Consider the following 12,277-nt stretch of genomic DNA (forward strand, 5'->3'; position numbering starts at 1 on the left):
ACTGAGGATAGAAGGCAACGCGGCTCGGGCCATGGCACGGCGAGCAGCCCGGCTGGGTAGTTATTTGAAATCAGTCACACTTCCTGCAGAAACCGCATTTCTGACCACCCGTGCTGCTGGCCACCAGAGCACCGCAAAAACAACAAGGAGCCCGCAAGCTCCTTGTTCGCAATCGGGGGGAGGGGCGCCAGTAGTTACTGGGCGATCTCCACCTTGTCGGCGGTATGCAGCGGGATGCGGAACACGGTGAGGCGCAGGAACAGGTAGATGGCCCCCAGCGCCGCCCAGATCAGACCCAGCTCGAAGGAGGAGGGCTCGAGGTTGAGCCACAGTACCCCGATGCAGGCGGCGCCACAGAGCGGCAGCAGCAGGTACATCAGGTGATCCTTGAGACACTTGTTGCGGCCCAGCTTCACATAGAAGTGGGCAATCACCGCCAGATTGACGAAGGTGAAGGCCACCAGGGCGCCGAAGTTGATCAGCGCCAGCGCCATCTCCAGATCCAGCGACACCGCAGAGAGGGCCAGCAGGCCGACCAGCAGCACGTTGAACGCCGGGGTTTGCCACTTCGGATGGATGTAGCCGAAGAAGCGGGCAGGCAGAGCGCGATCACGACCCATCACGTAGAGCAGGCGCGATACACCGGCGTGGGAGGCGAGCCCCGAGGCCAGCACCGCTACTGTGGTGCAGACCAGTACCACCGCCTGGAACAGCTTGCCGCCGACATAGAGGGCGATCTCCGGCAATACCGCATCCGGATGCTGGAAGCGGGAGATGTCCGGGAAGTAGAGTTGCAGGAAGTAGGAGGTAGTGACGAACAGCACACCGCCGATCAGCGCCGTCAGCACGATGGCGCGGGGGATCACCCGATCCGCGTCCGGGGTCTCTTCCGACAGGGTACTGATGGCGTCAAAACCGAGGAACGACAGACAGAGGATGGAGGCCCCCATCAGCAGCGGTGACACCTGGATCTGCTCGGAGAAGAAGGGACGGCTGCTGGCCACGGTTCCCAGCCCTTCACCATTGTGAACGCCCCAGGCGATCAGGCCGATGAAGATGGCGATGATGCTGAACTGCATCACCACGATCAGGCTGTTGAAGTTGGCCACCAGCTTGATGCCGCGCAGGTTGAGGGCGGTCATCACCGCCGCCAGACCGAAGATATAGGTCCAGGGCTCTACGTTCGGGAAGAGGGCTTCCAGATAGATCTTGGCCAGCAGCATGTTGATCATCGGCATGAACATGTAGTCGAGCAGGGAGGTCCAGCCCACCATAAAGCCGACATAGGGGTGAAACACCTTCTGGGCATAGGTATAGGCAGAGCCGGCTGACGGGAACTTGCGCACCAGATGGCCGTAGCTCAGGGCAGTGAACAGCATGCCGATGAGGGCAAACAGGTAGGCGGTCGGCACATGGCCTTCGGTGATCTCGGTAACGATGCCGAAGGTGTCGAACACCGCCATGGGGGTGAGGTACGCCAGTCCCATAACCACGACCTGCCACAGTTTGAGGGTCTTTTTCAGACCAACCTGCTGGGCCGCCATTATGCATGTTCCTCATGCAGTGCCAGAGTGGCACGGTCCATCAACGAAACCGGGAGAGAGGCCCGGGAATCAAGGGCGCCAGGGCGGCGCACACCGGCCATGGCCGGTTGGAAAGCATTGAGATGCCCCATGTTGTTCCTCACTAGACTTGGTGTCGGGAGACTGCTGCCAATCTCGCTATCTTTTCCGGGGGTGATCCGGCCTCGTTTATGGGTTTGTTCACTGTCTAAAAAAGAACCGATGCCATTGTTTTACATCGGTTCTTTCAGTGGCGGCGCATTGTGCATTTGCAGGGCCCCCTTGACAAGAAAAAAAGGGGGCAAAATTGCATTTATTTGCACAGGTAAGTGGTCACTTTCCTGCTGGTCAGGCCAGCACGGCCTCCAGTGATTTTTCAAGGAGTTGCAGCCCCTCGTCAATCACTGCCGCAGGGGCTGTCAGGGGGGCGAGAAAACGGATGACATTTGCGCGCACCCCGCATGAGAGCAGGACCAGACCTCGTTTGCCCGCCTCGGCCACCAGTCGCTTGGTAAGGTCGGGATCGGGCTGACTGGCATCACGGCGTTTCACCAGCTCCATGGCCACCATGGCACCGGGGCCGCGAATTTGACCTATGCAGTCAAAACGCTCAGCTATGCGTTCCAGCCCCGCCTTGATCTGCTCCCCCTGATCCAGCGCTTTCTGGTTGAGTTTCTCCTCGTCGATCACCTGCAAGACCGCCAGCGCGGCGGCGCAGGCGATGGGGGAACCGGCATAGGTGCCACCCAGGCCCCCCGGTTTGGCTGAGTTCATGATCTCCGCCTTGCCCACCACGGCTGATAGGGGGAAGCCACCCGCCAGACTCTTGGCCAGGGTCATGATGTCCGGCTCGATGCCGGCATACTCGGTGGCGAAGGTCTTGCCGGTGCGGCAGAAACCGCTCTGGATCTCGTCGCAGATCAGCAGAATGCCGTGCTGGTCGCAGACGCTGCGCAGCTTCTGCATAAAGCTCGGGGAGGCGGGATAGAAGCCCCCTTCGCCCTGTACCGGCTCGATGATGATGGCGGCGACGCGATTCGGCTCGATATCGGCGCTGAAGCAGAGCTCGAGGGCGTGCAGGGCATCCTCTTCACTCACCCCGAGATAATCGGCGGGGAAGGGGATGTGGTAGACCTCGCCCGGGAAGGGGCCAAAGCCGGTCTTGTAGGGAACCACCTTGCCGGTGAGCGCCATGCCCATCATGGTGCGGCCGTGAAAGCCCCCTTTGAAGGCGATGGTGCCACTGCGACCGGTGTGGGCGCGGGCAATCTTGATGGCGTTCTCGACCGCCTCGGCACCGGTAGAGAGAAACAGGGTGCGCTTCGGCGTCGGGCCGGGCACCAGGGCATTGAGCTTCTCGGCAAGCTCGATATAGCCGGGGTAGGGGGTGACCTGAAAGCAGGTGTGGCTGAACTTTTCCAGCTGCTCGCGCACCGCCGCCACCACTTTGGGGTGGTTGTGGCCGGTATTGAGCACGGCGATGCCGGAGGCAAAGTCGATGTAGCGGTTGCCCTCCACATCCCACAGCTCGGCGTTTTGCGCCCGGTCGATAAAGACCGGCAGCAGGGTGCCAACGCCATTGACCACTGATGCTTCGCGGCGCGCTTGCCACGCCTTGTTTGATTCTGACTGACTCATCTTTCCTCCCTGAGGGGCCGCAGCCCCCGATATTCCCTGAAAATGTGGCAGGCGTTTTGGCGCCCATCACCGCCGATCAGCCCATCGGGCCAGATCGGCGGCGCCTTGTCTCTCTGTTGCTGCCCTAGCGAATGGCGCCAAAGCAGAGGTATTTGGTCTCCAGATACTCCTCCAGCCCCTCGGCAGCCCCTTCCCGGCCCAACCCCGACTCCTTGATGCCGCCGAAGGGGGCCAGCTCGGTTGAGATGATCCCCTCGTTGATGCCGACCATGCCGTACTCCAGCTGCTCGGCCACCCGCCACACCCGGGCGATGTCACGGCCATAGAAGTAGGCGGCCAGGCCATAAGGGGTGTCGTTGGCAATGGCGATGGCCTCGGCTTCTGTCTCGAAGCACACCAGCGGGGCGACCGGGCCGAAGATCTCCTCCTGCAGGATGGGGTTGGTTTTATCCACCTTGCCCAAAATGGTGGGTTGGTAGAAGAGGGGGCCGGCGGGGTGAGCTTCGCCCCCCAGCAGCACTTCGGCACCGGCGGAGACCGATTGCTGCACCAGCTCGGCCACCTTGCTGGCGGCGGCGGGGTTGATGAGCGGGCCGATCTGGGTGCCCTCCGCCATGCCATCTCCCACCTTGAAGGCGGCAACGGCGGCGGTCAGCTTCTCGGCGAAGGCGTCATAGACACTGGCCTGCACCAGAATGCGGTTGGCGCAGACACAGGTCTGCCCGGCGTTGCGGTATTTAGAGGCGAGCGCCCCGGCCACAGCGGCATCGAGGTCGGCGTCATCAAAGACGATAAAGGGGGCGTTGCCACCCAGCTCCAGCGACAGCTTCTTCATGGTATCGGCGCACTGGCGCATCAGCAGCTTGCCGATGCGGGTGGAGCCGGTGAAGGAGAGTTTGCGCACCACCGGATTGCTGCACAGCTCGTTGCCCACCGCGCTCGCCTGATGGCTGGTGACGATATTGATGACACCGGCGGGGATGCCTGCCTGCTCGGCCAGGGCGGCCAGTGCCAACGCGCAGAGCGGGGTTTCGGCAGCAGGCTTGATGACGATGGTGCAACCAGCGGCCAGTGCCGGGCCCGCTTTGCGGGTGATCATGGCTATCGGGAAATTCCACGGAGTGATGGCGGCGACCACGCCCACCGGCTGCTTGATGGTGGCCAACCGGCGATCGCTGCTAAAGCCCGGGATGGTGCGGCCATAGGCGCGCTTGCCCTCTTCCGCGAACCACTGGATAAAGCTGGCGCCGTAAGCCACCTCGCCCTTTGCTTCCGCCAGCGGCTTGCCCTGCTCGCAGGTCATGATGCGAGCAAGCTCGTCGCTGTGGGCTGTGATGGCGGCAAACCAGGCGTAGAGCTTGTTGCTGCGCTCCTTGGCGGTCAGCGCAGCCCAGGCGGGTTGCGCCGCGTGGGCGGCCGCGATGGCGCGGCGGGTATCCTCGGCATCCATGTCGGGCACCTGGGTAATGACGGCACCGCTGGCGGGGTTGGTGACCTCGAAGGTGCGGCCGCTGGCGGCCTCGCACCACTGTCCATCTATATAGGCGCGGGATGTGATCAAGCTGGAGTGGGATGTTGTTCCTGACATGAGAAGCCTCGAGTGTGGGTCAGAGCAGCTGGTTGCCGGAGTGAGCCGACCCTTCCTGCGCCGCTGCCGTATAAAATAATAAGCACAGGAAGACCATAATTTGAGCTGAAATGTTTTTCAAGTGTTAAATATATTTGAATTGCTGGGGGGCGCCATGCTAGAAAATGGGCTGTGTAGCACGCTTTCTCCGGTTCGCTTGCAGGCTACAAGTGGGCAGACGACCGGGAGATGGTAAATCAGGTGTGCAAAATAATGAACGGTTTCGCTGTGTAACATAGTGAACGGCAAGGGAAAGCTGGTCGACTATTTTAACCAGCAGGGTAAACAGGCTGCGCCTGATCCGATGCGATCACGCGCAAGCAGGAGAGGCTGATGATGCAAGGATGCAGAGATAGCGCAGCAAGAGGAGGCTTGCGGTGAGCGGGCCGCAGAGCCGGGAGAGCGTGGCTCGACCGTTGGGTGCGGCTGACGCTGGGGCGCGCACCATGGGGGAACGGCTGGCGGCGGTGCGCCATCAGCTGGGGCTCTCCCAGCGGCGGGCGGCCGAGTTGAGCGGCCTGACTCATGGCGCCATCTGCATGATCGAGCAGGACAAAGTGAGCCCCTCGGTCGCCTCCCTGCAAAAGCTGCTCACCATCTACGGCCTGCCGCTGTCGCGCTTCTTCGCCGAGGAGGAGAGCCGCACTCCGGAGGTGGTGATCAAGGCGGATCAACTGATCGAGCTGGGCAGTCAGGGGGTCTCCCTCAAGCTGGTGCACAACGGCAACAACCGCCGCCAGCTCGGCTTTATGCTGGAGACCTATCCCCCCGGCACCGACACCGGCGGTCAGGTGACCCATCAGGGGGAGGAGGTCGGCACCGTGCTGGAGGGGTCGGTGATCCTGACGGTGGCGGGCCAGAGTTATCAGCTGGAGGCGGGCGACAGCTATGTGATCGACACCGGCGAGCCCCACAGCTTCAGCAATCCGTCGGGGCAGATCTGTCGCATCGTCAGCGCCCACACCCCGGCGAGCTTTTAATCCTGACAGTAGTTTGGCAACCGAACCGGTAAGGAAACAGGGATCATGACCGAACATGTAAACAGTTACTACGCAGCCAGCGCCAATAAACACGCGCCCTATCCGACATTGACCGAGCAGCTGGAGTGCGATGTCTGCGTCATCGGTGCGGGTTATACCGGCCTCTCCAGCGCGCTGCATCTGGTAGAGAAGGGCTACAAGGTGGTGGTGCTGGAAGCCGCCCGGGTCGGCTTTGGCGCCAGCGGCCGCAACGGCGGCCAGATCGTCAACTCCTACAGCCGCGACATCGACACCATAGAAGCGAACTGCCCGCCGGATCAGGCCAGGCTGCTCGGTTCCATGTTGTTTGAGGGGGGGCAGATCATCCGCGAGCGGATCAAGCGCTACAACATCCAGTGCGATCTGCAGGAGGGGGGGGTCTTTGCCGCCGAGACCGAGAAGCAGCTGCACGAGCTTAAATCCCAATACGCCCGCTGGCAGAAGTGGGGTAACGACCAGCTGGAGCTGCTCGATGCCAAGGGGGTGCGCGAGGTGGTGGCGAGCGATCGCTATGTCGGCGCCCTGCTCGACAAGAGCGGCGGTCATATCCACCCCCTCAACCTGGCGTTGGGGGAGGCTGAAGCCATCCGCATCCAGGGTGGGCAGATCTTCGAACAATCCGCCGTCACCAGCATCACCCCGGGTCAGCCCGCACTGGTCAAGACCGCCAAGGGGGCGGTGAAGGCGCGCTTTGTTGTGGTGGCGGGCAATGCCTACCTCGGCAATCTGGTGCCGGAACTGGCCAGCAAGAGCATGCCCTGTGGCACCCAGGTGATCGCCACCGAAGTGCTGGGCGAGGAGCGGGCCCGTTCACTCTTGCCGCAAAACTACTGTCTGGAGGATTGCAACTATCTGCTCGACTACTACCGTACCTCCGGCGATCACCGGCTGCTCTATGGCGGCGGTGTGGTCTATGGGGCGCGGGATCCGGCGGATATCGAGCGGCTGATCATCCCCAAGATGCTCAAAACCTTCCCGCAACTGGCTGACGTCAAGGTGGAGTACACCTGGACCGGCAACTTCCTGCTCACCCTGTCGCGGCTGCCGCAGTTTGGTCGCATCGGGCCCAACATCTACTACATGCAGGGCTACAGCGGCCACGGTGTTACTTGCACTCATCTGGCGGGCAAGCTGCTCTCGGAGGTGCTGAGCGGTCAGGCGGAGCGCTTCGATGCCTTTGCCAAACTGCCGCACTACCCCTTCCCGGGTGGCCGCCTGTTCCGCATCCCCTTCACCGCCGCGGGCGCCGCCTGGTACACCCTGCGCGACCGCTTGGGGGTATAAAGGGCTGCCCAGAGAGAAATGTGGGTTGGTGGGTGCCGCTTAGATAGCGCTGACGTCAACACCAATACCGGAAACAACAAGGCCACCGCGAGGGTGGCCTTATTGTTTATCAAGCAGCAGCGAGCTGATTAGCTGTAGAAGGCTTCAACGGTGCCCTTGAGCTTGATCAGGATGGGCTGACCACGGCGATCCAGCGCCTTGGGGGAGGGGATCTTCACCCAACCTTCGCTGATGCAGTACTCCTCGACATCGGTGCGCTCTTTGCCATTCAGGCGAATACCGATCGGGTGCTCGAAGCAGGCGGCCACATAGTGAGGGCTGCGGGGATTGCAGGAGAGGTGATCCGGCAGAGCCGGTTTGGTGCTGGTATCGCTCATCGATATAACCCGAAATGAATAAAAAGTGGGTCATTGTAGAGAATGCCGCTATGGCATTCAAGGCGGCCACAAAACAGGCAAAGCGTGCTCACCATCGCTATGGGCGACCCGCTTATCCTCGTTGCCAATGCATCACCAGCTCGGGGTGGCCGCTATGCTCGCACAACTGCTGCTCACCCTCTTTGAAACCGTTGCGTGAATAGAAGCGCCGCGCCTGCTCATTTTCGGCGTAGACCGTCAGCTCGAGCCGGTCATATTGGGCTTTGAGGTGTTCGAGCAGTTGGCGACCCAGTCCGTGTGCTTGGTGATCTGGGGAGATAAACAGGGCGGCGACAGACCCCTGATACCAGGAGATAAAGCCCAGTAGCTGTCCATCCTCCTCATAGCCCCAGCTCTTGCTGGCGGGCAAGTCAATATCGCGCATCGCTGCCCGTTGCTCATGCCAAAAGGCGGTGGGAATAAAGTCGTGGGCCTGCACCGATGCCTGAAACCAGAGCTCGACGGCGGCATCCAGATCGGTGGCAGATAATGGGCGGATCATCGTGGCCTCAATTACAAAGTGTGGAAATAACGCAATTACGTAGGCTCGATAAGCGCAGCGTAATCGGGTATTCGCGGTAGCGAGAGGGGGGAGATTTCTGCGCCACTCCCGGTTCGCCACCTTGGCCAAAATGGCAAGGCTGTGATTTATGCAATCCCTGTTACCGTATAGTGTCGCTCGACATTGACGGTAATTTCACCCCAGCGGGAGGATTTGACTCTGGCTTGGTGCGCTTGAAAAGCCGCCTCATCAACAAACTCTTCATAGACATCGAATCGGCAGGGATTGAGAGGATCTTGGTTCACCTTAAAAATCAGACAGCCGGTTTCAGATCGGGTTAACTGGATATGGTTATCAAGCTCATTTTTGACCGCAGTTAAATCGTTGTAGAGCACGATAATAAATCCTTTTAATATTACTTTATTCATTAGTCATCCTAACTATGAACGTTAATCATTTATTTATGTGAATAGACGTTATTATGGTAGTTCAGCAAAAAAACTTTCCAGTTTTTTTGCTGAACTAATTTTAAGTCGATTAAAATTGTGCTTCGTTGAAGTTTTTAAGAACTTTATATTTTATCATTTCATTATTTGCTTCGATCACTTCGATTTTTGAACCTTTATAACCGATGATGTTGGAAGCATCTAAGTCATATTCAACATCATTGTTAAATGCAGGTCTTGCTACATTATTAGATAGCTCTCTATATCCTATGTTGATTTTATTGCCGACTTTGCCACTGTAGATCAGGGTTTGCTGAAATGAATTTGATGTTAAGATTGGCTTTTTAGTGCGTTGAAAATTCGCATTGTCATTGCAAACTGAAGCATTAAACACAGTAATTACACATATGGTAGGTTTGTTTTTATATACCATAACAGCCAGCCAGTCATCGGCTAGAGCCGCTTTTACTACATGACCACCATCAGGTTTATTACTAGGTGAATATGTTTCAGAGTTATCGTCTTCACCCTGTTTAAGATAATATCCTGGATGAAGGTCATAGGACCAAGATACTTCAGTCATGTTCGATAAATAAATTGCATCATGCTCGGAATATCGACCTTGTTTAAGTAGGGTATCACCGACGTAGGCTGTGTTTATACTATTTAGTGCAGGTTCACTTATTTCTGATAATTCGGCGCGATAATTGTAATCTGGAGTGGCACATCCATTTAAAATGAAGATCGCAACTAATGCCAAAAAATGCTTCATGTATAACCTCAATATTAAGTTTCAATCAAAATGTTCAAGGCAGATCCAGGGTAAAGCGGGCACCGCCGAGGGGGGATTCATCGACCCGGATCTGGCCGCCGTAGCTGTGGACGATTTCGGTCACCACCGCCAGACCTATGCCCTGACCGGGTGAACTGTCTGCCCGCACGCCGCGCTGGAAGATCTGCTCCGATTTGGCCGGATCGATTCCCGGGCCATCATCTTCCACTTCGATACGCAGCCGCTCGAGATGGCGGCGCACCGTCACCTTCACTTCGCTGATGGCAAACTTGCAGGCATTGTCGAGCAGGTTACCCATCAGCTCCATCAGGTCACCCTGTTCGCCGTGGAAGAGGGCGTCATCATCGAACTTGAAGTGGGTTTGCAGCTTCTTGTGGCGATAAACCTTGGTCAGGCTGGCCAGCAGTTTTTCAATCAGCGGTACCGGTTCGGTGCCCTTGCTGGCAAGGCGCTGGCGGCCGGTCACGGCCCGTCTGAGCTGATACTGGATCATCTGATCCATGGTGAGGATCTGCTCGTTGATGTTGTCGTGGATCTCCCGCCCCAGCTTCACTTCGCGGGTGGTGATCTGGATCAGCGCCAGCCGGGTTTTCAGGCTGTGGGCGAGATCGTTGAGGGCGTGCTGGTAGCGCTGGGTCTGCTGGCGTTCGTTTTCCAGCAGCTGGTTGATGGAGTCGGTCAGCGGGGCCAGCTCCCGCTCAAAATCGCTCGAGAGGTCATCGCGCTTGCCGGCCCGAATATCGTCGATCTGACGGGCGATGGTGCGCAGGGAGCTGAGGCTCCAGAAGGTGGTGAGCAGCAGCAGCCCGGCCAGCAGCATATAGGCGAGCAGTGCCTGTTTGGCGGTCTGGTAGAGGTAGGTGCGGGACTCTTCGTGGTAGCGTTTGGCCGAGTCGATCATCACCACGTAGTAGGCGGTGGTGCCGCTGCCGGGATTGCGGATAAACCGCAGGCTGTAGACGAAGTAGCTCTCGCCGTTCTTGATGGTGTGCTTCTTGAAGAAGTAGTCGAGATCCATCCCCCCCAGATATTTCATCAGATCGCCGCAGATGGTCTGTTTGGCCTTGATCACCTCCGGCATATGGAGGCTCGACCAGACCAGATCGCCATCGGCGCGGCAGATCAGGGTATCGAGGTTGCGATCCCCCGCACCACGGGATATCCGCCCCAGCTCGACGTTTGACCCCTTGTCATCCGGCTCGGTGGAGGAAAACAGCTTGGCCAGGTTCTCCTGCATCCGGGCGCTGGCCTTCTGGGTCTGCTCCTCGACGTGGCCAAGATAGAGGGCGTAGACGGCAAACCCCATGATCAGCGCGATGACCAGCAGCGAGCTGAGCAGCAGTTTGATGTGCAGTGAGCTGCGGATCATCTTGATGGGGCGCGGCAGATGAAACTGCATCAGTTACAGGAGAGGTTGAAGATATAACCCTGACGCCGGATGGTGGAGATGGGTTGAATCGTCCCTTCCGGATCCAGCTTCTTGCGCAGGCGGCTCACCATCACCTCGATGGTGTTGGGGTCCCCTTCGCCGTCGCCGTAGAGCTGGTCGAGCAGTTGCTGCTTGGAGACCACCTGACGGGCATTGCGCATCAGGTACTCCAGAATGAGGTATTCAAAGCTGGTGAGCACCGCCACTTCTCCGGCGATGGTCAGCTCCTTGCGGGAGAGATCCAGCTCGTAATCACCAGCCTTCACCCTGGGCGAGATAAAACCGGCGCTACGGCGCACCAGCGCATTGAGTCGGGCCAGTAGCTCATCTTTCTGGAACGGTTTGACCAGATAGTCATCAGCTCCTGCTTCCAGTCCTTCGACCTTGTCCTGCCAGTTGCCACGGGCGGTCAGCACAATGATGGGGAAGGGGATCTGCCGTTCGCGCAGTTGCCGGATCAGTTGCAGGCCGTCCATATCGGGCAGACCGAGGTCGATGATGGCCACATCAATGGGATAGTCGGCGGCGTAGTGCAGTGCAATCCCGGCCTGGTCGGTGCTGTAGACCTGATTGTCGGCTTCGGTCAGCAGAGAGGAGAGGTGGTGATTGAGCAGCTTGTCGTCTTCGACCAACAGAATTTTCATGATGTGAGCGGTCATAGGGATCCAGGCTGTCAATTAGAAAGTGTATGTCGCTTCGAGTCAATTCGAATCCTAATGCATCCCTGCTGTATCGGGACTGAATCAGCGGGACTTCAGAGTTCGCGCCAACTGGTCGTTTAACCATGGTCTCGGGTTGTCGATGGCATGCTGGTCGGCAGCCATGTTGCGAAAGGTTTGATGTGATGAGAGAGATGGCCGGGAGGCTGCTGGCGCGACTGCAACAGCGTGAGCGCAGCGACCTCCTCTATATTGTCTGGCTCTGCTGGGGGGCAGCCTTGCTGCTCTACGTACAGGGGTCGCCCTGTTTTCTGTGGCCAGTGGCGCCGATGCCGCTGGTTCTGCTTGTGTGGTTGGTGGAGAGAGTACGGATGTTTGGAAGAAACAAAGGTGGTGCGGCTACTGGGTCGGCCGGGGCCACTGTGATTGCAGCCGGTGCCCGCTTCAAGGGCGAGTTGCAGGTGGAGGGGGATCTGGAGGTGCGCGGTCAGGTCAATGGCACCATCCAGCTCATCGGTGGTGTGCTGCGCATCATGCAGGGGGGGAGCGTTGAGGGGGAGGTAAGTGCGCCCCACGTGATCATCAATGGTCTGCTGGAAGGCACCTGTACCTCCGCCGAGGTGGAGATCCTGGAGAGCGGCAAGATGCAGGGGATCTTCAAGGGGGGGCAGTCTCTCCATCTGCAAAGGCGGCAACTTTGTTGGCCAGTCCCAGCCCTCCGTGGCCGGCAAGGCCGATCCTGTGTTGCAAGCCTTGTCTGAAAACAGTGCGTCCGGGAGCAAGCAGCCGGAGAGCAAGAGCAATGTGAAAAAGCTGCCGCACGAGCCGAAAGGCAAGCCGACCGAGGAGCTGGCCAAGCAGGCGTGATGCTCTTTGCCAGCGTGCTGTTCAGGAAGACAGAG

The 12,277-nt window shown here is 58.8% G+C and carries 11 protein-coding genes and 1 pseudogene; 3 read left to right on the plus strand and 9 right to left on the minus strand.

The features are described 5' to 3' along the window. Window positions 1-194: 194 nt before the first annotated feature. From AB5Y67_RS15125 to AB5Y67_RS15135, 3 genes are all read right to left on the minus strand, one after another. On the minus strand, window positions 195-1,544 hold the full coding sequence (locus AB5Y67_RS15125; protein ID WP_005359067.1) for an APC family permease: 1,350 nt from the start codon (window positions 1,542-1,544) through the stop codon (window positions 195-197). 366 nt (window positions 1,545-1,910) lie between these two features. Continuing rightward, on the minus strand, window positions 1,911-3,200 hold the full coding sequence (gene gabT / locus AB5Y67_RS15130) for a 4-aminobutyrate--2-oxoglutarate transaminase (protein ID WP_199416669.1): 1,290 nt from the start codon (window positions 3,198-3,200) through the stop codon (window positions 1,911-1,913). 124 nt (window positions 3,201-3,324) lie between these two features. Next, window positions 3,325-4,788 (minus strand): NAD-dependent succinate-semialdehyde dehydrogenase, encoded by a 1,464-nt coding sequence (locus AB5Y67_RS15135; RefSeq protein WP_199416670.1) that lies wholly within the window; start codon window positions 4,786-4,788, stop codon window positions 3,325-3,327. 416 nt (window positions 4,789-5,204) lie between these two features. Here AB5Y67_RS15135 and puuR point away from each other — a divergent pair, with 416 nt between their 5' ends. Both puuR and AB5Y67_RS15145 read left to right on the plus strand, forming a co-directional pair. Then, the gene (gene puuR / locus AB5Y67_RS15140) at window positions 5,205-5,807 is read left to right on the plus strand and encodes an HTH-type transcriptional regulator PuuR (RefSeq protein WP_199416671.1); all 603 of its coding nucleotides are present in this window, start codon (window positions 5,205-5,207) and stop codon (window positions 5,805-5,807) included. 45 nt (window positions 5,808-5,852) lie between these two features. Further along, on the plus strand, window positions 5,853-7,130 hold the full coding sequence (locus AB5Y67_RS15145) for an FAD-binding oxidoreductase (protein ID WP_064336976.1): 1,278 nt from the start codon (window positions 5,853-5,855) through the stop codon (window positions 7,128-7,130). 128 nt (window positions 7,131-7,258) lie between these two features. Here the strand turns inward: AB5Y67_RS15145 and AB5Y67_RS15150 are convergent, their stop codons facing one another. From AB5Y67_RS15150 to AB5Y67_RS15175, 6 genes are all read right to left on the minus strand, one after another. Then, a complete protein-coding gene (locus AB5Y67_RS15150) occupies window positions 7,259-7,507 on the minus strand; it encodes a DUF3297 family protein (RefSeq protein ID WP_005338226.1) in 249 nt (82 codons plus the stop codon). A gap of 112 nt (window positions 7,508-7,619) precedes the next feature. Next, entirely contained in the window at window positions 7,620-8,048 is a 429-nt protein-coding gene (locus AB5Y67_RS15155) for an N-acetyltransferase (protein WP_199428241.1), read from the minus strand. A gap of 146 nt (window positions 8,049-8,194) precedes the next feature. Further along, the gene (locus tag AB5Y67_RS15160; protein WP_199428240.1) at window positions 8,195-8,476 is read right to left on the minus strand and encodes a putative quinol monooxygenase; all 282 of its coding nucleotides are present in this window, start codon (window positions 8,474-8,476) and stop codon (window positions 8,195-8,197) included. Window positions 8,477-8,585: 109 nt separating this feature from the next. Next, complete coding sequence (locus AB5Y67_RS15165; RefSeq protein ID WP_199416965.1) at window positions 8,586-9,266, minus strand: hypothetical protein; 681 nt, start codon at window positions 9,264-9,266, stop codon at window positions 8,586-8,588. Window positions 9,267-9,300: 34 nt separating this feature from the next. Further along, complete coding sequence (locus AB5Y67_RS15170) at window positions 9,301-10,686, minus strand: ATP-binding protein (RefSeq protein WP_005338217.1); 1,386 nt, start codon at window positions 10,684-10,686, stop codon at window positions 9,301-9,303. Then, window positions 10,686-11,360, minus strand: coding sequence for a response regulator transcription factor (locus tag AB5Y67_RS15175; RefSeq protein ID WP_041201856.1), 675 nt, complete (start codon window positions 11,358-11,360; stop codon window positions 10,686-10,688). Before AB5Y67_RS15175 ends, AB5Y67_RS15170 begins: the two co-directional genes overlap by 1 nt. A 200-nt stretch (window positions 11,361-11,560) precedes the next feature. Between AB5Y67_RS15175 and AB5Y67_RS15180 the strand changes: the two are divergent. Continuing rightward, window positions 11,561-12,242 (plus strand): annotated as a pseudogene (locus AB5Y67_RS15180) (polymer-forming cytoskeletal protein). Window positions 12,243-12,277: the final 35 nt, after the last annotated feature.

It is taken from the genome of Aeromonas sp. s12 (assembly GCF_040907925.1).
Taxonomy (GTDB): domain Bacteria; phylum Pseudomonadota; class Gammaproteobacteria; order Enterobacterales; family Aeromonadaceae; genus Aeromonas; species Aeromonas veronii.

Excerpts from the sequence above, each read along its gene's own strand:
- AB5Y67_RS15125 (WP_005359067.1), bottom strand. The coding sequence starts at position 1,544 with ATGGCGGCCCAGCAGGTTGGTCTGAAAAAGACCCTCAAACTGTGGCAG.
- gabT (WP_199416669.1), bottom strand. The coding sequence starts at position 3,200 with ATGAGTCAGTCAGAATCAAACAAGGCGTGGCAAGCGCGCCGCGAAGCA.
- AB5Y67_RS15135 (WP_199416670.1), bottom strand. The coding sequence starts at position 4,788 with ATGTCAGGAACAACATCCCACTCCAGCTTGATCACATCCCGCGCCTAT.
- AB5Y67_RS15145 (WP_064336976.1), top strand. The coding sequence starts at position 5,853 with ATGACCGAACATGTAAACAGTTACTACGCAGCCAGCGCCAATAAACAC.
- AB5Y67_RS15150 (WP_005338226.1), bottom strand. The coding sequence starts at position 7,507 with ATGAGCGATACCAGCACCAAACCGGCTCTGCCGGATCACCTCTCCTGC.
- AB5Y67_RS15155 (WP_199428241.1), bottom strand. The coding sequence starts at position 8,048 with ATGATCCGCCCATTATCTGCCACCGATCTGGATGCCGCCGTCGAGCTC.
- AB5Y67_RS15160 (WP_199428240.1), bottom strand. The coding sequence starts at position 8,476 with ATGAATAAAGTAATATTAAAAGGATTTATTATCGTGCTCTACAACGAT.
- AB5Y67_RS15165 (WP_199416965.1), bottom strand. The coding sequence starts at position 9,266 with ATGAAGCATTTTTTGGCATTAGTTGCGATCTTCATTTTAAATGGATGT.
- AB5Y67_RS15170 (WP_005338217.1), bottom strand. The coding sequence starts at position 10,686 with ATGCAGTTTCATCTGCCGCGCCCCATCAAGATGATCCGCAGCTCACTG.
- AB5Y67_RS15175 (WP_041201856.1), bottom strand. The coding sequence starts at position 11,360 with ATGAAAATTCTGTTGGTCGAAGACGACAAGCTGCTCAATCACCACCTC.